This window comes from Pigmentiphaga soli, assembly GCF_039541095.1.
In the GTDB taxonomy this organism is placed as follows: domain Bacteria; phylum Pseudomonadota; class Gammaproteobacteria; order Burkholderiales; family Burkholderiaceae_B; genus Pigmentiphaga; species Pigmentiphaga soli.
Genome location: NZ_BAABFO010000009.1, coordinates 1 through 21,319 on the forward strand (window position 1 = coordinate 1; position 21,319 = coordinate 21,319).

The following is a 21,319-nucleotide window of genomic DNA, read 5'->3' on the forward strand; positions in this document are numbered from 1 at the left end:
CCGCGGCAGCCGGGGGCGCGGCGGCGGGCCCGCCGCCCCCGCCCGGCACCGCGGCCTGCGCGCCGCGCAGCGGCGAGGCGCAGGCATAGGCGCCGGCCGCGCTCATGCCGGCCAGGAAGGAACGCCGGCTCACGCCGGCCGGCGCCTGCACGCCGGGATCGGCGCCGACGGTTCGGGATGGATGCTGCATGATCGGACCTCCGTCGTGGGTCCGGCGAAGCGGGACAGGGCCTCCACGTCGCCGCGACAATGAAACGAGGTCCGAAGTCAGCAATACGCATACCCGCGGTGGGCGCCGCCTGGCCCGTGGCCCATGCGGCATGGCATGCCAGGCATGCCCGCCTGCCGCCGCGCGAGGTCGCTTGCCGAGGAAAAAACTGCTCAGGCGCGCTGGCGCCGCCCGGCCGGGACAATGCCCAGCCGTGCCGCCAGCCGCGCCAGATTGGCGCGGTCCAGGCCGAGCGCCCTGGCGCTGGCTGCCATGTTGCCGCGGTTCGCTTCCAGCGCGGCTTCGATCATGCGCCGCTGGAAGGCGTCGACCTCGGAACGCAGGTCGGCGCGAGGCGCCCCGGGCGGCGCGGCGGCGTCCGCGGGCGGCGCAGCGGCCGGTGCCGGCGGCGCCATGTCGAGGTCTTCCGCGGTCAGCGTGGCGATGCCCGAGGCGTCTCCCTTGGCATGCCGCGCCCCTGCCTTGAGCGCGGCGCGCGCGAGCAGGTATTCCAGCTCGCGCACATTGCCCGGCCAGGCGTGCGCCAGCAGCGCGCGCTGGGCCTCCTGCGACAGCCGCAGCCCGCGCAAGCCCGTGCGCCGCCGGTTCTCTTCGATGAAGGCGCCGGCCAGCAGCAGCACGTCGCGGCCGCGCTCGCGCAGCGGCGGCACCCGCAGCGGAAAAACGCTCAGGCGATGATAGAGATCGGCGCGAAAGCGCCCGGCGCGGACTTCCGCGGCCAGGTCGCGGTTGGTGGCGGCGACCAGCCGGATGTCGGCCCGGTGCTCGCGGTCGGACCCGATCCGCTGCAGCTGGCCGTCCTGCAGCACGCGCAGGAGCTTGGCCTGCACGGCCAGCGGCAGCTCGCCGATCTCGTCCAGAAACAGCGTGCCGCCATGGGCCATCTCGAATTTGCCCAGGCGGTCGCCCACCGCGCCGGAGAAGGCGCCGCGCACGTGGCCGAACAATTCGCTCTCGACCAGGTGCTCGGGCAGCGCCGCGCAGTTGACGCTGACCATGGCCTTGTCGGCGCGCGGCGAGCGCGCGTGCAGCTGGCGCGCCACCAATTCCTTGCCGACGCCGGTCTCGCCGGTGACCAGCACGGTCAGGTCGCTGGGCGCCACCAGCTCGATCTCGGAAACCAGTTGCCGATAGGCCGGGCTGTGCCCGACCATCGCCTGCGGCGCCGGACTGGCGGCCAGGCGATAGGACTCCGCCCTGCGGCGCTCGTCTTCGATCGAACGCGCCAGCGCGTCGAGGCGGGCCGTCGCCGCCACGGTGGCAGCCGCCAGGCTGGCGAAGGTATCGAGGATCTTCAGGTCGGCCGGCGAGAAGCGCCCGGTTTCCAGCGCGTCGAGCGTCAGCACGCCCCACGCGCCGGCGCCCACGCGCAGCGTGCAGCCCATGCAGTCGTGGACGTCCAGCTGGCTGCCCTCGCCCGGTATCAGCCCGTCGTAGGGATCGGGCAATCCGCAGTCGGCGGCGAAGCGCACGGCGCCCGGCGCCTGCAGGATGGCGTGCAGCCGGGGATGGGCGGCAACCATGAAGCGCCGGCCCAGGGTGTCGTCGCTCAGCCCGCGCGTGGCCAGCGGCACCAGCGTATCGCCTTCCAGGCGCAGCAGCGCCACGGCATCGCAGGGCAGCAGCCGGCGCAGCGTATCCAGCAGGCGCCGGTAGCGCAGTTCGGCGGGCAGCTCCTGGGCGAGGTCGGAAATCAGCGGAACCAGGGCGTTCAGTACATCTGTGGTTCGAGTCAAAACGACATTTCCGGACAATATCGATCGAGTCAAAAAATAGCTTCCAATTTACCACATTGGGATATAAGTATTTGATTCGAATAATATTTCACTGCTGGCATGCATCGTGCGATTCCGGAAGAGGAACCACCTCCACTTGAATGAACTGGAATTTACCGTGCTGACCGACACCCAACTCGACATCGTCAAAGCCACCGTCCCCCTGCTGGAAAACGGCGGCGAGGCACTCACCACGCATTTCTACCGGCTGATGCTGGACGAATATCCCGAAGTCCGGCCGCTGTTCAACCGCGCCCACCAGGCCAGCGGCGCGCAGCCCAGGGCGCTGGCCAATGGCATCCTCATGTACGCGCGCCACATCGACCGGCTGGAGGCGCTCGGGCCGCTGGCCGCCCAGATCGTCAACAAGCACGTGGCGCTGCAGATCCAGCCCGGACACTATCCCATCGTAGGCGCGTGCCTGCTGCGCGCGATCCGCGAAGTCCTGGGCGCGGAGGTCGCCACCGATGCGGTGGTCGAGGCCTGGGCGCAGGCCTATCGGCAGCTGGCCGATCTGCTGATCGCCGCCGAAGGCGAGGTCTACGATGCCCTCGCGCAGGCGCCGGGCGGCTGGCGCGGCGCGCGCCAGTTCCGCGTCGTGCGCAAGGTGCCGGAAAGCGCCGAGATCACCTCCTTCCACCTGGAGCCGGCCGATGGCGGGCCGGTGCTCGCCTTCGAGCCCGGCCAGTACATCGGCCTGAGCCTGATCGTGGATGGCGAGGAAATCCGCCGCAACTATTCGCTGTCGGCGGCGCCCGGCAGGCGCGGCTACCGCATCAGCGTCAAGCGCGAACCCGGCGGCGTGGCTTCCAATTACCTGCACGACCGGGTGGCCGAGGGGGACACGCTGTCGCTCTTCCCGCCGGCTGGGGAATTCACGCTGGATGGACAGGAAAGCGGCAAGCCGCTGGTGTTGATCAGCGGCGGGGTGGGCATCACGCCCACGCTGGCCATGGCCGAAGCCGCGCTCGAACAGGGCGGGCGCGACGTGGTCTTCATCCACTACGCCCGCAACGCGCAGGTACAGGCCTTCGGCGGCACGATCGACGCATGGGCCAAGCGCTTCCCGCGCTTCAAGGCTTACGTCGTGCACGAGCACCCGGCGACGGATGCCGGCCGCCGGCCCGACGCGACGGGCCGGCCCAGCCTGGCGCAACTGCGGCAGTGGCTGCCCGCCGGCGGCGATTGCAGCGCCTACTTCCTGGGACCCAAGCCGTTCATGGCTTTCGTCCGGCGGGCGCTGCGGGAACTGGGCGTACCCGACAGCCAGGCCAGGTACGAATTCTTCGGTCCCGCCGAGGCGTTGAACTGACGGGACGCGATCGCGCGTTTACGGCGCTTACAGTACGCGGATCTTCGAAGCTTGCGGGCCCTTGGGGCTCTGGGTGGGTTCGAAGCTGACGCGCTGGTTCTCGAGCAGGGTCTTGCGGCCTTCGGCCTGGATTTCGGAAAAATGGGCGAACAGATCCTTGCCGCCATCGTCCGGCATGATGAAGCCGAAACCCTTATCGTCGTTGAACCATTTAACGGTGCCAGTGGCCATGGGACATTCCTTGAATGAGTGAGCTAAATCGGGAACTGCAAGAACGCATCAAGGAGGGCAACGCCATTGAAGCGACGTCGGACCAACGCCAAAGCCACAGCACGAACGAGACCGCAACACTTGAAATCTTGCCGAATGACTATGGCCCGCAAATCCGGCCCCGTCAACGGGGAGGCGGCCGGACAAGCCCGGCACCGGTCTGCGCGCGCCCATCCGCACCCCCCGGCGGCCGCGCTGCCACGCGGTTTTACGTCATTGTAAGAACTCGCAACCTGGCATTCGCCGCGTGCGGGAAGACTGCGTCCGGCGCATATAAAGTAAATACCTACACATAGCCTGGCGAACCGCATTCGCCTGCCGCGCACCATGGCCGCGGGGCAGAAACTGCATGTCCCGCCGCCTTTTTACACGCCCCCCTTGCGCCCGGCCCCGCGGCAGCCGGCGCCGAACCGGGCGGCACAAGGCTTGCTGGAAGACAAAGGCGCCGCCAAGACGGCCGCGACGGCCATGCCCGACATGGCAGACCTGTCTTTCCACCTTGGAGAACATCCATGAATCAGCAGAAGGACCAGAACCGCCAACAGCAGCAAAGCAACCCCCAGCAACAGCAGGCGAACCAGAACCGCCAGCAGAACCAGCAGGGGCAACAGAACCCCCAGAGCCAGCAGGGCCAGAACAAGCCCCAGGGCCAGCAGAACCAGCAGAACCCGTCGGGTTCGAACCAGCAGTCGCAGTCCCAGCAGCGCGGCCAGCAGGCAGGGTCGCAGCAGCAATCGGGCCAGCACAAACAGGCCGGCCACTGATCCGTCCCCCCGGCACGCGCCGCCGCCGTTCGCCGGCCGCACGGCCGGTGCGCCGCGGCGGCGCGGCAGTTTTCAGCGCTTGCGCCAGAAATGCACGTAGGCGCGGCGCAAACCGGTTTCCTCGCGGTAGCCGAGCATGGCCTCGTAGCCTACTTCGAACGGCACCGCGGCGTTCCAGGCCCATACGCCGAGCTGGTAATCGCACGATACGCAGCCCCGCTTGCGGGTACTGATTTCGGCGATGTCCGCAAGATCGAAGGTATCGTTCCATCCGGGCGGCAGGCAGCCGGCCAGTACATCAAGATCGAATCCGGGCAGCATCAGGGTGCGCTGTTCGCCCGGCGCAAAAGAGGCATGGGAGGTATCGAACGACAGCGCGCACAGCTTGCGCGCGCCTCTTTCGCCTTCGCCGTTGACGAGAATTTTTTTCACCTGCGCCCGCTGGGCCGAGGTGTTCTTCACCACGATGCCGACCTGGCTGTCGCCAAGCAGCACCGGCACGACGTCGAGCGCGCCGGCCGAGGCCGACGCGGCCCATCCGCATAACATCGCCGCAACAAGAAGCCGCATAGCATCTTCCCGATACAAGGGGTGCCAACGACCCTGTTAGCGGCAGCGCCAGCGAAAACTCAAGAAGAAATTCGGCGATTTATCCGGCGGCTTATCCGGCGGCTTTTTCCAGGGCGTCGATGTATTTGCGCGCCATGCGCTCGGCGTATCGATGAGCTTCGAATTCGCTGTCGAACACCTGGCCCTCCCCGAGATGGTCGGCGGCGATCTGGTTGTAGTTGGCCGCCGCGTTGCGCGAGATGCTGGCCGACGCCTCGTACAGCACCGAGGCGCCGTGGGGATTGACGGGGTGGGCTACCGTCTTGATGTAGTAGCCTTTGTACTGCTCACCTGCACCGTCGGACATATTTTTCTCCTACAGTCTGCGACTGTATTGGGGCAATCTTTCAGCAGGGAAAGTTCAATAGGCCCATGCGCGTGCCGCGAACGCGGCACGGCTGCCATGGACGGCGTCTGGCCTGGCTGGAGGGACTCGAACCCCCTACCTGCGGTTTAGAAGACCGCTGCTCTATCCGGATGAGCTACAGCCAGAACGGCCATCGGCGGCCGGATTGTAGCCCATCCCCGCGGCGCGACCGGGTTTTCAGGTGGGCTGGGCGGGCGCCGGCGACTCGGCGCGCTCCACGTTGCCGAGCGCGGCGATCAGCTTGGCATTGAAGGCCGGCAGGTCGTCCGGCTTGCGGCTGGTGATCAGGTTGCCGTCGAGCACCACTTCCTCGTCGACCCAATTGCCGCCGGCGTTGCGGATATCGTCCTGCAGCGACGGCCAGCTGGTGAGCTTCTTGCCGTCCACCAGGCCTGCCGACACCAGCAGCCATGCGCCATGGCAGATCACGGCCACCGGCTTGCCCTGATCGTGGATGGCCTGGACGAAACGCCGCGCCCCCGGTTCGCAGCGGATCACGTCGGAATTGAAAACGCCGCCGGGCACCACCACACCCGAGAAATCGGCCGGCTCGGCGTCGTCCCAGGCCAGGTCGACCGGGAAGCTGTCGGCCTTGACGTCATGCTTCATGCCGGTGACGGTGCCCTTCTGCTTCGACAGGATCAGCGGCTTGGCGCCCGCGCGCTCGAGCGCTTCCTTGGGGCCGGTCAGTTCCACCTGTTCGAAATTGTCGGTGACCAGAATCGCGACCTTCGCCTGCGCCAGAGAATTCGCCATGGCTTGCTCCTTCGAATAAATGCCCGAAGAGCTTGTCCGCAGATTGCGTGCCCGCCCTTGCCGCGGCATTCCACATGCCCGCCGGCAGGCCGGAGCCGTCCCCAATTCGGTGCAATCGGCGGCGCCGCGCACCATTCGGTTACGCGGGCACCGGCGGCGCCAGGGCCGGCAGGCTGGCGCCGAGGATCAGGTCGTGCACCGCCTCGGCCACCTGCTTGCGCAGCCAGCGATTGGCCGGGCTGGCGTGGTCGCGTTCGTGCCATAGCTGGTAGAAGCCCAGCGGCGAGAACTCGGCCGGCGCCGGCAGGATCGCCAGCGGCAGCATCTGCGCATAGTGCTGGGCGAAAGCGCGGCCGGTGGTGAAAACCAGGTCGGTGGTAAGCAGCACGTAGGGCGCGAGGTTGAATTCCGGCACGGTCGCCGCGATCACGCGGCGATAGCCGATGCGGGCCAGTTCGCCGTCGATCGGCCCCATGTCGTGCGGCGAGCCGGGCTGCGGCGCCAGGTGCTGGATGTTCAGGTAATCGGCCAGCGACAGGCCCGGACCGGCGGCCAGCGGATGGCCCTGGCGGACCAGGCAGACCGGATCGTCGGCGTACAGGCGGCCGATGCGCAGGTCTGCGCGCGGCTTGGGATTGGTATCGATCGCCAGGTCGATGCGGCCGTCGTCCAGCGCGCGCCCGGCGTCGAAACCGGGATCGGTGGGCCGCACGCGCACGCGGATGCGCCGCCCCGCGCTCGTCAGCCGCGCCACCAGCTGGGGCAGCAGGCAGGGCGGCACGCAGTCGGCGCAGGCGATGTGGAATTCGCGGTCGGCCAGATCGGGCGCGAAATCGCTGCCGGCCTCCAGCCGCGCCACCTGGGCCAGGATCTCCTGCAGCGGCGCGCGCGCCGCCATCGCCCGCTCGGTCGGCACCATGCGCACGCCGTTGCGCACCAGCAGCGGGTCGTCCAGGATCTTGCGCAGCCGCCACAGCATGCGGCTGACCGCGGGCTGGGCCTGGCCCGTCTTCTCGGCCACCTTGGTCACGCTGCCGTATTGCAGCAGCAGATTGAGAACGGTGAGATGGTGTATGTCCAGCGACTGGAGATCGGATCGCATCGGCGCGCCTGCTGAAAGAATTCCCCCGCGGGGAATTAGCAAATTGCGGGCCAGCGGCGCCTACGGCACGGCGCTGGCATATAAGACGAGGAAATATGAGAGCGGGGCCGGGAATCCGAAGCGCATATAAAATTGCCGCTGCGCCGGGCTTGCGGGGGCGAGCCGGCGCGCCGGTCTTCTTCCGGTCTTTCTTCTCATACGGGTTCTCCATGGTCTTGTTCCAACGGCAGCTGGCTTCGATCTATCTGCGGGGCCTGGCGCTGGCCGTGCTGTGCGGCATCCTGGGCGCGCTGGCGGCGCAGTTCTTCCGCTGGGCGACCGACGCCGCCAGCGAGCTGCTGTTCGACAGCGCCGCCGACATCACCGGCATCCTCGCTCACGTGTCGTGGCAGACGCGGCTGCTGGTGCCGGCCGCGGGCGGGGCCATCGCCGGCGCCATTCTGCTGCTGGCGCGGCGCTACGAGCGCCAGGGCGGGCCGCCGGTCGATTACCTCGAAATCATCGACAGCCGCGTCGGCCGCATCCCGGTCGCCGCCTCGCTGCTGCGCTGCCTGTCGTCGTTCTTTTCCATCGTGTCGGGCGGATCGGTCGGCAAGGAAGGCGCGATGGTGCAGTTGTCGGCCACCGCCGCCTCGGCCCTGGCCGGCCGCCTGGGCGGCGGCGACGGCGAACGCACCCAGCTGATCATCGCGATGGCCGCCACCGGCGGCCTGGCGGCGGTCTATCACACACCGCTGGCGGCCGCCATCTTCATTGCCGAAATCGCCTTCGGCGGGCTGGAGCTGTGGCGCATCGGCTTCCTGTTCGCCGCCGCCGTGGCCGCCACCTGGGTGGTCAGCCTGATGGGACAGTACACGCCGCTGTACGCGCTGCCGCCCTACCACTTCGACGTGCAGGGCGAGGCGATGATCGCGGTGATCGCGGTGGGCATCGCCGCCGGCGCGGTCGGCGCGGCCTTCCTGGCCAGCATCCGCGTCTCGCGTTCGCTGTTCGCGCGGCTGCCCGGCTCGGTGCTGGCGCGCATGACGGCCGGCGGGCTGATCGTGGGCGCGGTGCTGATCGCCGCGCCCGACGTGGCGGGCAACGGCTTCGCGCCGCTGTCGAGGCTGCTGTCGGGCGCGCCGCTGGCCGAGCCGCTGCTGGTGCTGCTGGTGCTGAAGATCGTCGCCACCGCGGCCACCGTCGGCGCCGGCGCCATCGGCGGCCTGTTCACGCCGTCGCTGCTGCTGGGCGCGCTGGTGGGCGTGGCCGGCGCCCCGCTGCTGGCGCATTACCTGGGCCTGCCGGAGATCGCCGTGGTGCTGGGCGTGGCCGGCATGGCCGCCTCGCTGGCCGCCGCCACCCAGGCGCCGCTGATGTCGACGCTGATGGTGTTCGAGATGACGCAGGAGCCGACCTTCATCTTTCCCATCATGCTGGCCACCGTGGTGGCCTACGTCACTTCCAACATGCTGGGGCAGACCGGCATGTATGCGGTGATCGCGCGCCACCGCGCGCGCTTTGCCAGCCGCAACAGCCTGTACGACGCCACGGTGCGCCGCCTGATGCGGCCGGCCGACCGGCTGGTGCCCAGCGACGCGACGCCGGCGGCGGCGCGCGAGGCCGGCATGGCGCACAAGAACCGTTTCGTGTTCCTGGTCGGTCCCGGCCAGGTGTTTGCCGGCACGGTGTCGATGCACGACCTGATGTCGCTGCCGGCATCGGCCGCCGGCGCGGCGCTGGCCGACATGGCCGACACGGCGTTCCCGGTGGTCTATGCCGACCAGAAGGTGGTCGAGGCGTGGGAAACCGTCATCGCCTCGCCCGCCGAACGCACGCCGGTCCTCAGCGATGCGCAGGAGCGCAAGGTGATCGGCTTCCTGCAGAAGAGCGACCTGCTGAAGGAAGCGCGGCACCTGCTGCCTTGAAGGCGGTGGCGTTGTCGAAGTAGCTGCGTTGAAGGCGGCTGCCCTCGAAGCCGCCGGGGCGGCCGCGAGGCGCCGCCGCTACGCGGCCAGCCCGCCGTGCACGATCCCGGCCAGCGCCAGCGCCCGCCTGACGTCGTGCCCCCGGCGCAGCCGCGCGCCCAGCCAGGGCTCGATCCGGCGCAGCCGGCCCAGCCAGCGATCCGCCGCCCCCAGCGCGCCGGCCACGCCGGGCGACTGCACGCGCGCCAGGTAGCGCGCCAGGAGGCGGGTGCCGGCCGCCGGGTCGCCGCCGAGATGATCGACCATCGAATGGAAGGTCAGCAGCACGTCGTAGGCCTGCGCGATCGGCAGCGGCAAGGCCGCGCCCACGTTCTCTTCGAAATCGATGCGATAGATGCGGCCATGCATCATCGTCAGGTTGCGCAACTGCGCGCCGCCGTGCCAATGGCCGGCGCGATGGAAATCGGCCAGGTCGTCGACCACCCTGGACAGCAGCGCCAGCCGGGCGGCGGGCCGCATGTGTTCGAGGATTCTTTCCACCGTCAACCCGCAGTACTCGAAGACCAGATGGTTGCCGGTTTCGAGATAGACTCGGGGCACGGCCTGCCCCTGTTCGCGCAGGGCGCGCAGGCGCGCGGCCTCGTGGTGGATGTCTCCCACCCGCAGGCGGCCCGGCGCGGGCCAGACGCCGAACACCGCCAGGCACGACAGCGCGCCGGCCCAGGCGCGCAAGCCGGCCCAGCGCGGCGGCCGGCTGCGTTTCATGACATAGCGCCAGCCGTCCACGTCGAAGGCCTGCACCGAGACGCGCGACGATGGCCACTGTTCGGCCCGTTCCCGCAGCGTGCGCAGCGGCAGGTGCTCGCACGGCGGTTCGCAGTCGTAGGAATGAAGCGGATAAAGCGATGACATTGCCATTCCGGCATGCGCTTTCATGCGCCTGCATCGGAAATACTACAGACCGGTCGTGTCCTCAAACGTTCGAAATGTTTCAGCGAGACTGCGGCGGTAACGGCCTGCTGCACGCAGGGATGGCGTCATCCGCGCGCCGGGATCGCCTGCATCCCCGGCATCCGGTTAGACGGCGCATGCCGTCTCGGCTTATAGTTCCGCGCCGGCGCTTCCAGCGGCGCCGAAGCTGCGCGCGCCGCCGTGCGGCTGCCTTCCCCTTTCCGACCGCCGCCATGTCCACGCCAACCTCCGCCCCCCTCGCCCCCGACGACGCCCCGCCCATCGAGCGTTGGAGGATGCTGCTGTTCGCGGTCACCGCAGGCGCGATGGTCGCCAATCTGTACTACCTGCAGCCGCTGCTGGCCGCGGTGGCCGCCGCTTTCGGCCGCGAAGTGACCGATGCCGGCTACCTGGTCACCTTCACCCAGGCCGGCTACGGCATCGGCGTGCTGCTGATCGTGCCGATCGGCGACGTGCTGGACCGGCGCAGGCTGCTGTCGATCATGATGGCCGCCAACGCCGCGGCGCTGCTGGCGGCCGCCGCCAGCCCGACCTTCGCCATGTTCTGCGCGAGCAGCCTGCTGATCGGGATCACTGCGTGCGCGACGATGATGGTGATCCCCTACGTGGCCTCCATCGCGCCGGCGCGCACGCGCGGCAAATCGATCGCGCAGGCGATGACGGGGCTGCTGCTGGGCATCCTGCTGGCGCGCACGGTATCGGGGCTGATCGCCCAGGCGGCCGGCTGGCGCGTGGTGTTCGTGAGCGCCGCGGCGGCCGTCGCGGTGCTGGCCGTGCTGCTGCGGCGCGCGATGAAGACCGATCCGCCGCGCGGCCGGCTGCGCTACCGGCAGTTGATCGCCTCGCTGGCGGCCGTCGTGCGCGCGCATCCCGAACTGGGGCGGCGGGCGCTGTACGGAATGCTGGCGCTGGCCAGCTTCAGCATGCTGTGGACCGGCCTGACCTTCCTGCTGAGCGCGCCGCCGTTCGGCTATTCCGAAGCGCAGATCGGCCTGTTCGGGCTGGTGGGCGCGCTCGGCGCGGTGTCGGCCAACGCCGCCGGCCGCCTGGCCGACCGCGGCCACGCGCGGCTGGCCACCACCGCGCTGGCCATCGTGCTGCTGGCCTCGTGGGGACTGCTGGCGCTGGGCGCGCATTCGCTGGCGGCCGTGATCGGCGGCGTGTTCCTGCTCGACGTGGGCGTGCAGGGCCTGCAGGTCACGCACCAGTCGGTCATCTACAGCATCGCGCCGGAGGCGCGTTCGCGCGTCACCGCCGTCTTCATCACTTCCTGCTTCGCCGGCGCCTCGCTCGGCTCCGCGCTGGCCAGCGCCTTGTACGCGGCCTACGGCTGGGCCGGCCTGTGCGTGGCCGGCGGGCTCTTCCCGGCCCTGTTGCTGGCGGTGTTCCTGGCCTTCACGCCGCGTGCCAGGAAGGCATAGGAAAGGGCTAGCCTCCTGGAGTAAGCCTGAGCAAGCGGCCATCGTTGCCGTCTTCGAGCACCCATAGCGCGCCGTCGGCGGCCACCGCCACGTCGCGGATGCGGTGGCCCATGTCCCAGCGCTGCGCCTGGTCGGCGCCGCCCTTGCCGTCGAACGCGATGCGCACCAGCGTCTCGCCGCGCAGGCCGCCGATGAAGGCCGACCCCTTCCAGTCGGGGAACAGGTCGCCGGTGTAGAAAGCCATGCCGGCCGGCGCGATCACCGGCGTCCAGTACACCACCGGCGCGGCGAAGTCGGGCCGCGTGTCGTGGTCGGGAATCGGCGTGCCGTTGTAGTTGATGCCCTTCGACACGAGCGGCCAGCCGTAGTTGAGCCCGGGCCGCAGCAGGTCGAGCTCGTCGCCGCCGCGCGGGCCCATCTCGTTCAGCCATAGCTTGCCATCCGGCGCGAAGGCCAGGCCGTAGGGATTGCGGTGGCCCAGCGTCCAGGTCTGCGCGCGCACGCCGCCGGCGCGCACCCATGGGTTGTCGGGCGGCGTGCCGCCGTCGGGCAGCAGGCGCAGCACCTTGCCCTGTGCCGAGTCCGGGTCCTGCGCGGTGTCGGGCGCCATGCGGTCGCCCGAGGTCAGGAACAGGTGGCGGCCGTCCGGCGCGAAGGCGATGATGCCGCCCGGCTGGCCGCCCGATGCCGCGCCGTTGGCGCGCCAGATCACCGCCAGGCCGTCCAGCCGGTCGCCGCCGCCCTCTTGCAGCCTGGCGCGCGCCAGCGCCAGTTGCCCGCCGCCGCCTTTGGCGGGCTCGACATAGCTCAGGTAGATGGTGCGATCGCGGGCGAAGCCGGGCGACGGCGCCACGTCCAGCAGCCCGTTCTGGCCCTGGTAGACGACCTTGGGCACGCCGGCCACCTCGCGCTTCTCGCCGCGCTGCGTAACCAGGTAAAGCCGGCCGCGCTTTTCAGTGACCAGCATGCGGCCGTCCGGCAGGAAGGCGACGGCCCACGGCACCGTGAACGACGCCACCGGCGAGGCGACGAAAGGCTGGTCGGGATCGGCGCGGCGTTCGCCGGCGTTGATGCCGGCCGCCGATGCCGCGGCGCATATCAGCGCGGCGGCAGCCGCCGGCGCGATCCTGGAAAAAAGTATCGATCGCATTGCTGCTCCTTGTTGGCGGGGCCGCCGCCGCGCCGTGCATACATGCCGACCGGCCCGTGCATAACGGCCCGCGATGCGGCCCTGATCCATGTTAGTGCACGCCATGCACTGGAACCGTATCGCCGACGCGCCAGGCCGGCTTCCGTACTGGCGGAACGCAGCGTACGCATCCCGGCCCGCATGCACCGCCCTGGAACACGTGCCAGTCCGGACGATAACGCGCCCCGCTTGCCGCCGCATTGCGGAAGGCATGGCGCCGGGAAGCCGCGTTGACAGCATATTCCGCGCAACCAGATACTTTTTGCGCCGCACCATCCCTTCTCGTCAGATCGCCGGAGTCAACGATCATGCGCCTTTCCGCCCGCTTCCGCATCGCCGCCCTGCTGCTCGGCCTCTGTCCGCTCGCCGTGCCTGCCCAACAATCCGAAACGTTCACTGTCCGCGACAGCTGGACGCCCAGCGGCCTGCAGGCGGGCTGGCACTGGGGACTGGAGAAGGCCATCTTCGCCAGGCACGGCGTGACGGTCCGGCACGAGGACGGCAACGGTTCGACGACCACGGTGCAACTGGTCAGCACCGGCCAGATCGACGTCGGCTATACCGACCTGTCGGTCATGGCCATCGCGCGCGGCAAGGGCGCGCCCATCGTCTCGATCGCCGGCCTGATCAAGAAGACTTCGCTCGGCGTGTTCGTGCCGAAAGGCTCCGGCATGAAGACGCCGAAAGACCTGGAAGGCAAGGAAGTCATCTACACCGCCACCTCGTTCGAGGCGCCCTTCATCGACACCTTCCTGCGCGCCGGCGGCGCCAGCCGCGACAAGGTCAACCTGGTCAGCGTCGACGCCTCGGCCAAGGTGTCGACCTACGTCAACGGCCGCGGCGACGCGATGATCACTTCGCTGCCCTTCGGCGCGCCCTACGTGCAAGGGCCGCGGCCGTCCGACACCATCTCGTTCGGCGATTACGGCCTGGTGCTGCCGTCGTACGGCCTGGTGGTGCGCGAGCAGACCCTGAAGAGCCGGCGCGAGGGGCTGCGCCGGCTGACCGCCGCCTTCCTCGAATCGTGGCAACAGATCGTCGACGGCGGCGAGTCCGCCATCGCCGAGGCGGCCGACATCATGATCAGGCGCCGGCCCGACGCCAAACTGGACCGCGCCCAGACCATGGCCTCGATCCGCGAACACATCCCTTACTTCAAGACCGAGGCGACGAAATCGGAGCCGCTCGGAATCCAGTCGGAACAGGACTGGAAAGCCGTCATCCGCTCGCTGGAAGAAGCCGGGCTGATTCCGGCCGGCAGCCGCCCGGCCCAGTACTACACCAACGACCTGATCGGGAGCGGCAATTGAACACCGTCGCCGACGCCGGTCTCATGGCCGAGGCCGCCTGCGCGGGCGAGGCCCATCTGCAGGTGGCGCAGGTCTGCAAGACCTACGCCTCGCCGCGCGGCGCCACCCACGCGCTGCAGGACATCACGCTGGACGTGCCGGCCGGCCGCTTCGTGAGCGTGGTGGGGCCGAGCGGCTGCGGCAAGAGCACGCTGCTGCGCTGCATCGCCGGTCTGGACCGCCCCACCTCGGGCGAGATCCGGCTCAACGGCGAACCGATCGTCGGTCCCTCCGCGAACACAGGCATCGTGTTCCAGCGCGACCTGCTGCTGGACTGGCGCACCATCCTGCAGAACGTGCTGTTCACCACCGACTGCCGCGGCCAGCCGCGCGCCGCGTGGGCCGAGCGGGCCCGCGACCTGCTGGACCTGTTCGGGCTGGAGAATTTCCACCACCGCTATCCGTGGGAACTGTCGGGCGGCATGCGCCAGCGCGTGGCGATCTGCCGCGCGCTGCTCGACGAGCCCAAGCTGCTGCTGATGGACGAGCCGTTCGCCGCGCTCGACGCCTTCACGCGTGACGACCTGAACCTGGAACTGCAGAAGATCAGCCTGCAGACTGCGTGCACGACGATCTTCATCACGCACAACATCGGCGAGGCCATCTTCCTGGCCGACCAGGTGGTAGTGATGGACCGCCGGCCGGGCCGCATCGCATTGGTGCTCGACATCGACCTGCCGCGCCCGCGCCGGCTGGCGGTGCGCGAAAGCGCCGCCTTCGCGCAATACACCCGTACCGTGCGCCAGGCCTTCGAAGAACTCGGGATTCTGAGGAGCTCGGCATGAGAGCCCTCGCCCCGGGGGCCGGCCTGCTCGCGCTCGCGGCCTGGGAAGTGGCGGTGCGCGCGCTGGGCGTGCCGCTCTACCTGCTGCCGCCGCCGTCGGCCGTGGCCGTCGCGCTGGCCGCCGAGCCGGTCATGTTCCTGCACCACGCCGTCTACACCGCGCAGGCCACGCTGGCGGGCTTCGCGCTGGCCGTGGCGCTGGGCGTGGCCGCCGCCATCCTGATCGTCCAGTTCAGCCCGGTGGAGCGCACGCTCTATCCCTTCCTGGTCACGCTCAACAGTATCCCCAAGGTGGCGGTGGCGCCGCTGTTCATCGTCTGGATGGGCACCGGGCTCGAGCCCAAGGTGTCGATCGCGGCGATGATCGCGATCTTCCCGATCGTGATCGACATGGTGCACGCGCTTCGTTCGGTGGACCCCGACATGATCGACCTCGGCCGCTCGGTATGCGGCCCCAAGGGCATGAAGATCCTGTGGCGCATCCGCTTCCCGCATTCGCTGCCCACGCTGTTCGCCAGCATGAAAGTGGCGATCTCGCTGGCGCTGATCGGCGCGGTGGTGGGCGAGTTCGTCGCCGCCAAGCGCGGCCTGGGCTATCTGATCCTGATGGCGCAGGGCCAGTTCGACGTCGTCAGGATGTTCGCCGCCATCGCCGTGCTGTGCGCGGCGGGGCTGGCCCTGTTCTATCTGGTCGGCCTGGCCGAGCGGCTGCTGCTGCCGTGGCAGACCGCGCGCCGCGCCGCGTCGGCCGGCCACTGACCGCCCTCCCGGAGGAACCCATGACCGCACCCACGACAAGAGCCAAGCCGGCCCCGTTCAACGGCTACTACACCCCTGTCTCGCAAGACACCGACAGCGCGCTGACCGCGGCCGGCCCCGGCACGCCGGGCGGCGACTACCTGCGCCGCTTCTGGCACCCGATCGCGATGGCCTCGGAAGTGAAGGACACGCCGCTGCCGCTGCGGGTGCTGGGCGAAGAGCTGGTCCTGTTCCGCGACCTGAGCGGGCGGCTGGGCCTGGTGCACCGCCACTGCAGCCATCGCGGCACGTCGCTGGAGTATGGCATCATCGGTCCCGACGGCATCCGCTGCGCCTACCACGGCTGGAAATACGCGATCGACGGCACCGTGCTGGAAACGCCCAGCGAACCGCCGCGCAGCCGCCTGAAGGACAGCTTCAGCCACGGCGCCTACCGCACCCACGAATACGCCGGGTTGATCTTCGCCTACATGGGCCCGCCCGAGGCCACGCCGGAATTCCCGGTGTACGACTCGCTGACCTGGCCTGACGGCAACGAGCTGGTGCCGTACAAGCTGGAGATGCCCTGCAACTGGCTGCAGGTGCACGAGAACGCGGCCGACCCGATCCACACCGCCTACCTGCACGCGATCGTATCAGGCGTGCAGTTCACGCCGGCCTTCGCCGAGCTGCCCGAACTGGAATTCATGGAAACGCCGATCGGCCTGCTGTCGATCGCCACCCGCCGCTGCGGCCAGAACCTGTGGATCCGCGCCAGCGACGTGATCCTGCCCAACGTGGCCCAGTTCGGCACCGGCTTCGTCGACGGCAGCAAAGAGAAATTCGCGCTGTGCGCCGCCTTCACGCGCTGGATCGTGCCGATCGACGATACCCATTGCTGGGTCATCGGCGTGCGTCATTTCAACCCGGTGATCGACCCGCGCAACGAGGGTCGCGCCGACCGGATCGGCCTGGGCCGGATCGACCTGATGGGCCAGACCGACGAGCGGCCCTATGCCGAACGCCAGAAAAACCCCGGCGACTGGGATGCGATGGTGGCCCAGGGCCCGATCGCGATCCGCGCCAACGAGCACCTGGCTTCCACCGACAAGGGCGTGGCCATGCTGCGCCGACAGTTGCGCAACGGCATGCGCGACGTGCAGCAGGGCATCGAGCCCCGCATGCCGCAGCGCTACCCGGGCGGCCCGGTGCCCACCTACAACAACGAAACCATCCTCGGCGTGCCCGCCCTGGTGCCGGACGACGCCGCCGTGATGCGCGCCTTCGGCAACAAGATCTGCCGGACCGTGATCGACAGCGCCGCGCTGCCGCCCGGCCGGCGCCAGGCCGAGGTGGAAGCGCGCGTGCGTGCCATGCAGGCCGAGGGCGCGTTCTATCCCCAGGCCCTTCCCGAAACCCGTCTCGCGGAGAACCTCTGATGCAGGACGCGATCTACCATTTTTTCGACGACGGCCCGCGCGCCGTGGCGCCGTACAGCCATGCGGTGCAGGCCGGCGACTGGCTGTTCGTGACCGGCCAGATGCCCTTCCTCGACGACGGCACCGTGCCCGAAGGCATCGAAGCGCAGACCGAAGCCTGTGTGCGCAACCTGCGCACGATCATGGCGCGCAGCGGTTTCGGCGAGGCCGCCGTCATGTTCTCGCGCGTCTACCTGACCCGCTTCGAGACCCACTACGAGCGCATGAACGCCGTCTACCGCACCCTGTTCGAGCCCGGCAGGCTGCCCGCCCGCACCTGCATCGGCGTCACGGGGCTGGCGCGCGGCTGCGACATCGAAATCGACTTCGTCGCCAAGCGCGCATAGGCCAGGCCATGGATACCCGCCGCCATCCCCGCCGCCGCGACGAGCCCGTCTGCGTGCTTCCCGTCCGCGCGCTGGTGGGCGAATGCCCGCGCTGGCACCCTGCGGAAGAACGCCTGTACTGGGTCGACATCTACGAACCCTCGCTGAACTGTTTCGACCCGGCCACCGGCGACAACCGCAAATGGGCGATGCCGGAACGCATCGGCTGCTTCGCCTTCTGCCGAGGCGGCGGCCTGATCGCCGGCATGCAATCAGGCATCGCCATGATCGATCTGGCCGCCGACGGCCGCAGCACGGTGCGCCGCGTGTTCGACTTCGAACCCGACAACCCCGGCACCCGCTTCAACGACGGCCGCTGCGATCCGCTCGGGCGCTTCTGGGCCGGCACCGTCATCGAAACCATGGACCGCCGGGTCGGCTCGCTGTTCCGCTACGATCCCGACGGCCGCTGCACCCGCATGGTGGACGGCCTGATCTGTTCCAACGGCCTGGGCTTCAGCCCCGACGGCCGCACCATGTACCACTCCGACAGCCGCCAGGACTACGTGTGGGCGTGGGACATGGACGCGCAGGGCGAGATATCGAACCAGCGCGTATTCCTTGGCATCGACATCCAGGAAGGCCGGCCCGACGGCGCCGCGGTGGACGCCGAGGGCCACTACTGGCTGTGCCATGTGGGCGGCTGGCACATCGCGCGCTATTCGCCCGACGGCATCATCGATCGCGTCATCGGCCTGCCGGTGCAGCGGCCCACCATGTGCGCCTTCGGCGGCCCGGGACTCGGCATGCTGTACGTCACCAGCGCCACCCATCCGCTGCCCGAGGCGGCGCTGCGCAAGCAGCCGCTGGCCGGCGGCCTGTTCGCCATCGACGTGGGCGTGCCGGGGCTGCCGGAGCCGTACTTCGGCTCGCCGGAATAAAGGGACGGGCCTTCCGGCGCGCCGGCGGCGGCCGACAACGCGGCATGCCCCGTATCCTGCAAATGCCCCGTACCCATATACTGAGCCGTCGGCGCACCCTACCCCGCCCCCTCTCCGACGGCCATGGCGCTTGAGAACTTCGACTTCGAGCTGGACCTGACCCAGCTGCGGCTGCTGGCCGCGCTGGGCGAATCCTGCAACGTCTCGGCGGCGGCCAGCCGCATCGGCCTGTCGCAGTCGGCGGCCAGCCATGCGTTGGCCAAGCTGCGCAAGCGCTTCGGCGATCCCCTGTTCGTGCGCACCTCGGGCGGCCTGCGCCCCACGCCCTACGCCGAACGGCTCATCAACGCCTCGCAGCAGGCCATGCGCGCGATCCAGACCGGCGTCGAAGGCCCGCACCCGTTCGACCCGGCCACCTCGCGCCGCACCTTCACGGCCTACATGAGCGACGTCGGCCAGGCCGTGCTGCTGCCGCGCCTGGTGCAGGCGATGCGCGACGAGGCGCCGCACGCCAACCTCAACGTGCTGCCCTTCCCTGCCTTCAACCAGGAAGCCGCGCTCGAGGCGGGCGAAGTCGACGTCGCGCTGGGCTACCTGCCGTCGCTGTCGGCCGGTTTCCGCCAGCGGCTGCTGTACAAGGAACAGTATGTTTGCGTGGCGCGCGAAGACCATCCCGCCTTCCGCAACGGCATGACGCTGGAAGGCTTCCGTTCGACGCCGCACGCCGTCACTTCGGCCAGCAGCACCGGCCACAAGCTGCTGGGGCAGGTGCTGGCGCGCGAGAAGATCCGCCGCCGCGCCGTGCTCGCCTTGCCGCAGTTCATGGTGCTGCCGATGGTGGCGACCCATTCCGACCTGCTGGCCATCGTGCCGAGCCGGCTGGCGGAGATCTTCGCGCCGCTGGGCAGGCTCAAGATCATGCCGCCGCCGGTCAGGATGCCGGAATACGACGTGCGCATCTTCTGGCACGACCGCTACCATCTGGACCCCGGCAACAAATGGCTGCGCGACCTGTTCGTGCGGCTCTACCAGGTGCGGCGCGGCTCGGAATGACCCGCCGCCGCCGGCAGCTGCCAATGGACGCTCAGTCGGGCAGCGCCACCACCACGTTGCCCAGCACGCGGCCGCTTTCCACCGCCTGGTGGGCCGCGGCGATATCGTCCAGCGCATAGGCCGGCGCCACCAGGTGGGCCAGGCTGCCGTCCGACAGCAGCGCGTTGAGGCCGTCCACCGCCTGCCGGCGCGCGGCCGGCGGCAGCTCGTACACCAGGAAGAACTGCAGGCCGAGCGAGCGCGGCAGCCAGGCGCCGAACTCGACCGGGATCTCGCCGCGGTCGTTCGAGCCATAGCAGACGAACTGGCCGAACGGCGCCAGCGCGCCCGCCGGCACCAGGCGCGAGGTGGTGGAGAAGTCCATGTCGACGATGCCGTCGACGCCCTTGCCGCCGGTCATCGCCAGGATGCGTTCGGCCACCGGTTCGGTCTTGTAGAAAATGACGTCCTCTATGCCCACGCCCGCCAGCACCCGCGCTTTTTCGCCGGAACCCACGGTGCCGATCACGCGTGCCCCGCGCAGCCTGGCGACCTGCGCCGCATAGAAGCCGACGCCGGAGGTCGCGCCGGTGACCAGCACCGTCTTGCCGGCAACGTCGCCCAGCCGGTCGACCGCGTGGATCGCCGTCATCGCAGGAATGCCCAGGCAGGCGCCGGCCTCGAACGATGCGCCTTCGGGCAGCGGCACCGCCTGCGCGGCCGGCAGCGCGATGAACTGGGCGCAAGTGCCCAGCGGGCGCTGGTACTGCCCGTTCCAGACCCACACCCGCTCGCCCACCCGCGCGGCCGGCACGCCTTCGCCCACCTTGTCGATCACGCCCGCACCGTCGCTGTGCGGCACTATCCGCGTGCCGGCCGCGACCGGCCGGCTGCCGGCGCGCGATTTCACGTCCGAAGGATTCACGCCCGAGGCGGCCAGCCTGACCCTGACCTCGCCCGGGCCGGGCTCGGGGGCGGGCAGGTCGCCCAGCTGCAATACCGCTTCGGCCTCGCCGTTTCTTTCATACCAGGCTGCACGCATCGTCTTCGTCCCGTTTGGCGTTCGCATCGTCCTCCCTATATTACGGCTTCGCTGCTCCGGCGAGTCGGCCACCGCCACCGGCCCGGGCGGGCCATCCGGCCACGCGCTCCATCGTGCCGCGGGCAATGGGCAGTACCATGGGCGCTTCCTCTTTGCGACGAGGCCAGGCCATGATCCGGTTCTACTTCCACCCGACTCCCAACCCCGCCAAGATTTCCCTGTTTCTCGAAGAAACCGGGCTGCCGTACGAAGTGCTCGCCGTCGACACCAGCAAGGGCCAGCAGCACGACCCGGCCTTCCGCGCCATCAATCCGAACGGCAAGGTTCCCGCCATCGTCGACACCGACGGCCCGGGCGGGCGGCCGGCCACCGTGTTCGATTCCACCGCGATCCTGCTGTACCTGGCCGAAAAGACCGGCCGCCTGCTGGGCCAGCCGCAGGACCGCCCGGAGCTGCTCTCGTGGCTGATGTTCATCGGCACCGGCCTCGGGCCGTTCTCGGGCCAGGCGGTGCACTTCCAGTATGCCGCCCCGGCGGGACTCGACTATGCCGTCAACCGCTACCGGCGCGAGGCCGAGCGCCACTACAAGGTGCTCGACGACCGCCTGGCCGGGCGCGACTACATCGTCGGCAAGAAATACACGATCGCCGACATCTCCGGCTGGGGCTGGCTGGACCGGGCATCGCGCGTCATGAAAGGCGCCGAGGATCCGCTCGCGGCCTATCCCAACATCAAACGCTGGTTCCAGACGATCGATGCCCGGCCGGCCGCCGCGCGCGCCCGCCAGGTAGGCGCCGGCATCGAATTCAAGAAAGTGAACGACGAGGAAACGCGGCGCGCCCTGTTCCCGTCGAATTTCCCGCCGGCCGCCTGACGCCGCGCGGCTGAGCCGGGGCGCCGGCCGCCCGGGCGCCCGATGGACAGGAAGTGATGGATAAGCTCGGGGAAGGCCCGA

22 protein-coding genes and 1 tRNA gene are annotated in these 21,319 nt (G+C 69.5%); 12 read left to right on the plus strand and 11 right to left on the minus strand.

The annotated features are described in order from the left end of the window. Both ABD927_RS10885 and norR read right to left on the minus strand, forming a co-directional pair. The coding region (locus ABD927_RS10885; protein ID WP_345249220.1) for a hypothetical protein at window positions 1-190 on the minus strand (190 nt) is incomplete at its 3' end. Between the two features lie 191 nt (window positions 191-381). Further along, complete coding sequence (gene norR / locus ABD927_RS10890) at window positions 382-1,965, minus strand: nitric oxide reductase transcriptional regulator NorR (RefSeq protein ID WP_345249222.1); 1,584 nt, start codon at window positions 1,963-1,965, stop codon at window positions 382-384. Between the two features lie 157 nt (window positions 1,966-2,122). Between norR and hmpA the strand changes: the two genes are divergently transcribed. After that, complete coding sequence (gene hmpA, locus ABD927_RS10895; RefSeq protein WP_345249503.1) at window positions 2,123-3,316, plus strand: NO-inducible flavohemoprotein; 1,194 nt, start codon at window positions 2,123-2,125, stop codon at window positions 3,314-3,316. Between the two features lie 27 nt (window positions 3,317-3,343). Here the strand turns inward: hmpA and ABD927_RS10900 are convergent, their stop codons facing one another. Continuing rightward, a complete protein-coding gene (locus ABD927_RS10900; protein ID WP_345249224.1) occupies window positions 3,344-3,547 on the minus strand; it encodes a cold-shock protein in 204 nt (67 codons plus the stop codon). A gap of 551 nt (window positions 3,548-4,098) precedes the next feature. On the opposite strand from ABD927_RS10900, the gene ABD927_RS10905 reads away from it, so the two are divergent. Then, on the plus strand, window positions 4,099-4,350 hold the full coding sequence (locus tag ABD927_RS10905; RefSeq protein ID WP_345249226.1) for a hypothetical protein: 252 nt from the start codon (window positions 4,099-4,101) through the stop codon (window positions 4,348-4,350). A 72-nt stretch (window positions 4,351-4,422) separates the two neighbouring features. Here ABD927_RS10905 and ABD927_RS10910 read toward each other — a convergent pair whose 3' ends face one another. The 5 genes from ABD927_RS10910 to ABD927_RS10930 all read right to left on the minus strand — a co-directional run bounded on the left by ABD927_RS10910 (window position 4,423) and on the right by ABD927_RS10930 (window position 7,184). Then, entirely contained in the window at window positions 4,423-4,920 is a 498-nt protein-coding gene (locus tag ABD927_RS10910; protein ID WP_345249229.1) for a hypothetical protein, read from the minus strand. Window positions 4,921-5,011: 91 nt separating this feature from the next. After that, on the minus strand, window positions 5,012-5,266 hold the full coding sequence (locus ABD927_RS10915; RefSeq protein ID WP_345249231.1) for a hypothetical protein: 255 nt from the start codon (window positions 5,264-5,266) through the stop codon (window positions 5,012-5,014). A 108-nt stretch (window positions 5,267-5,374) separates the two neighbouring features. After that, window positions 5,375-5,451 (minus strand) — tRNA-Arg (locus tag ABD927_RS10920). A 52-nt stretch (window positions 5,452-5,503) separates the two neighbouring features. Then, on the minus strand, window positions 5,504-6,082 hold the full coding sequence (locus tag ABD927_RS10925) for a type 1 glutamine amidotransferase domain-containing protein (protein WP_345249232.1): 579 nt from the start codon (window positions 6,080-6,082) through the stop codon (window positions 5,504-5,506). Window positions 6,083-6,221: 139 nt separating this feature from the next. After that, window positions 6,222-7,184 carry a LysR family transcriptional regulator gene (locus tag ABD927_RS10930; protein ID WP_345249234.1) on the minus strand — a complete coding sequence of 321 codons (963 nt, stop codon included), beginning with the start codon at window positions 7,182-7,184 and terminating at the stop codon, window positions 6,222-6,224. A gap of 209 nt (window positions 7,185-7,393) precedes the next feature. On the opposite strand from ABD927_RS10930, the gene ABD927_RS10935 reads away from it, so the two are divergent. Further along, entirely contained in the window at window positions 7,394-9,091 is a 1,698-nt protein-coding gene (locus ABD927_RS10935) for a chloride channel protein (protein ID WP_345249236.1), read from the plus strand. A 78-nt stretch (window positions 9,092-9,169) separates the two neighbouring features. On the opposite strand, the gene ABD927_RS10940 is transcribed toward ABD927_RS10935, so the two are convergent. Further along, complete coding sequence (locus tag ABD927_RS10940; RefSeq protein ID WP_345249238.1) at window positions 9,170-10,003, minus strand: BUD32 family EKC/KEOPS complex subunit; 834 nt, start codon at window positions 10,001-10,003, stop codon at window positions 9,170-9,172. Between the two features lie 272 nt (window positions 10,004-10,275). Between ABD927_RS10940 and ABD927_RS10945 the strand changes: the two genes are divergently transcribed. Then, entirely contained in the window at window positions 10,276-11,484 is a 1,209-nt protein-coding gene (locus ABD927_RS10945; RefSeq protein ID WP_345249240.1) for an MFS transporter, read from the plus strand. Between the two features lie 7 nt (window positions 11,485-11,491). Here ABD927_RS10945 and ABD927_RS10950 read toward each other — a convergent pair whose 3' ends face one another. Further along, complete coding sequence (locus tag ABD927_RS10950; protein WP_345249242.1) at window positions 11,492-12,634, minus strand: PQQ-dependent sugar dehydrogenase; 1,143 nt, start codon at window positions 12,632-12,634, stop codon at window positions 11,492-11,494. Between the two features lie 347 nt (window positions 12,635-12,981). On the opposite strand from ABD927_RS10950, the gene ABD927_RS10955 reads away from it, so the two are divergent. From ABD927_RS10955 to ABD927_RS10985, 7 genes are all read left to right on the plus strand, one after another. Continuing rightward, window positions 12,982-13,983 (plus strand): ABC transporter substrate-binding protein, encoded by a 1,002-nt coding sequence (locus ABD927_RS10955; RefSeq protein WP_345249244.1) that lies wholly within the window; start codon window positions 12,982-12,984, stop codon window positions 13,981-13,983. A 23-nt stretch (window positions 13,984-14,006) separates the two neighbouring features. Further along, window positions 14,007-14,807 (plus strand): ABC transporter ATP-binding protein, encoded by an 801-nt coding sequence (locus ABD927_RS10960; RefSeq protein WP_425570241.1) that lies wholly within the window; start codon window positions 14,007-14,009, stop codon window positions 14,805-14,807. Continuing rightward, complete coding sequence (locus tag ABD927_RS10965; RefSeq protein WP_345249248.1) at window positions 14,804-15,565, plus strand: ABC transporter permease; 762 nt, start codon at window positions 14,804-14,806, stop codon at window positions 15,563-15,565. The genes ABD927_RS10960 and ABD927_RS10965 overlap by 4 nt, the downstream gene beginning before the upstream one ends. A 20-nt stretch (window positions 15,566-15,585) precedes the next feature. Further along, entirely contained in the window at window positions 15,586-16,983 is a 1,398-nt protein-coding gene (locus ABD927_RS10970) for a Rieske 2Fe-2S domain-containing protein (RefSeq protein WP_345249250.1), read from the plus strand. After that, on the plus strand, window positions 16,983-17,369 hold the full coding sequence (locus tag ABD927_RS10975; RefSeq protein WP_345249252.1) for a RidA family protein: 387 nt from the start codon (window positions 16,983-16,985) through the stop codon (window positions 17,367-17,369). Before ABD927_RS10970 ends, ABD927_RS10975 begins: the two co-directional genes overlap by 1 nt. A gap of 8 nt (window positions 17,370-17,377) precedes the next feature. Then, a complete protein-coding gene (locus ABD927_RS10980; protein ID WP_345249254.1) occupies window positions 17,378-18,289 on the plus strand; it encodes an SMP-30/gluconolactonase/LRE family protein in 912 nt (303 codons plus the stop codon). Between the two features lie 123 nt (window positions 18,290-18,412). After that, window positions 18,413-19,342: a LysR family transcriptional regulator gene (locus ABD927_RS10985; protein ID WP_345249256.1), complete on the plus strand. Its 930-nt coding sequence runs from the start codon at window positions 18,413-18,415 to the stop codon at window positions 19,340-19,342. Between the two features lie 31 nt (window positions 19,343-19,373). Here the strand turns inward: ABD927_RS10985 and ABD927_RS10990 are convergent, their stop codons facing one another. Further along, the gene (locus ABD927_RS10990) at window positions 19,374-20,363 is read right to left on the minus strand and encodes an NADPH:quinone reductase (protein WP_345249258.1); all 990 of its coding nucleotides are present in this window, start codon (window positions 20,361-20,363) and stop codon (window positions 19,374-19,376) included. A 170-nt stretch (window positions 20,364-20,533) separates the two neighbouring features. Between ABD927_RS10990 and ABD927_RS10995 the strand changes: the two genes are divergently transcribed. Next, window positions 20,534-21,238: a glutathione S-transferase family protein gene (locus tag ABD927_RS10995; RefSeq protein ID WP_345249260.1), complete on the plus strand. Its 705-nt coding sequence runs from the start codon at window positions 20,534-20,536 to the stop codon at window positions 21,236-21,238. Window positions 21,239-21,319: the final 81 nt, after the last annotated feature.

Coding starts and splice junctions, on each gene's coding strand:
- ABD927_RS10900 (WP_345249224.1), bottom strand. CDS start 3,547: ATGGCCACTGGCACCGTTAAATGGTTCAACGACGATAAGGGTTTCGGC.
- ABD927_RS10905 (WP_345249226.1), top strand. CDS start 4,099: ATGAATCAGCAGAAGGACCAGAACCGCCAACAGCAGCAAAGCAACCCC.
- ABD927_RS10910 (WP_345249229.1), bottom strand. CDS start 4,920: ATGCGGCTTCTTGTTGCGGCGATGTTATGCGGATGGGCCGCGTCGGCC.
- ABD927_RS10915 (WP_345249231.1), bottom strand. CDS start 5,266: ATGTCCGACGGTGCAGGTGAGCAGTACAAAGGCTACTACATCAAGACG.
- ABD927_RS10925 (WP_345249232.1), bottom strand. CDS start 6,082: ATGGCGAATTCTCTGGCGCAGGCGAAGGTCGCGATTCTGGTCACCGAC.
- ABD927_RS10930 (WP_345249234.1), bottom strand. CDS start 7,184: ATGCGATCCGATCTCCAGTCGCTGGACATACACCATCTCACCGTTCTC.
- ABD927_RS10935 (WP_345249236.1), top strand. CDS start 7,394: ATGGTCTTGTTCCAACGGCAGCTGGCTTCGATCTATCTGCGGGGCCTG.
- ABD927_RS10940 (WP_345249238.1), bottom strand. CDS start 10,003: ATGTCATCGCTTTATCCGCTTCATTCCTACGACTGCGAACCGCCGTGC.
- ABD927_RS10945 (WP_345249240.1), top strand. CDS start 10,276: ATGTCCACGCCAACCTCCGCCCCCCTCGCCCCCGACGACGCCCCGCCC.
- ABD927_RS10950 (WP_345249242.1), bottom strand. CDS start 12,634: ATGCGATCGATACTTTTTTCCAGGATCGCGCCGGCGGCTGCCGCCGCG.
- ABD927_RS10955 (WP_345249244.1), top strand. CDS start 12,982: ATGCGCCTTTCCGCCCGCTTCCGCATCGCCGCCCTGCTGCTCGGCCTC.
- ABD927_RS10960 (WP_425570241.1), top strand. CDS start 14,007: ATGGCCGAGGCCGCCTGCGCGGGCGAGGCCCATCTGCAGGTGGCGCAG.
- ABD927_RS10965 (WP_345249248.1), top strand. CDS start 14,804: ATGAGAGCCCTCGCCCCGGGGGCCGGCCTGCTCGCGCTCGCGGCCTGG.
- ABD927_RS10970 (WP_345249250.1), top strand. CDS start 15,586: ATGACCGCACCCACGACAAGAGCCAAGCCGGCCCCGTTCAACGGCTAC.
- ABD927_RS10975 (WP_345249252.1), top strand. CDS start 16,983: ATGCAGGACGCGATCTACCATTTTTTCGACGACGGCCCGCGCGCCGTG.
- ABD927_RS10980 (WP_345249254.1), top strand. CDS start 17,378: ATGGATACCCGCCGCCATCCCCGCCGCCGCGACGAGCCCGTCTGCGTG.
- ABD927_RS10985 (WP_345249256.1), top strand. CDS start 18,413: ATGGCGCTTGAGAACTTCGACTTCGAGCTGGACCTGACCCAGCTGCGG.
- ABD927_RS10990 (WP_345249258.1), bottom strand. CDS start 20,363: ATGCGTGCAGCCTGGTATGAAAGAAACGGCGAGGCCGAAGCGGTATTG.
- ABD927_RS10995 (WP_345249260.1), top strand. CDS start 20,534: ATGATCCGGTTCTACTTCCACCCGACTCCCAACCCCGCCAAGATTTCC.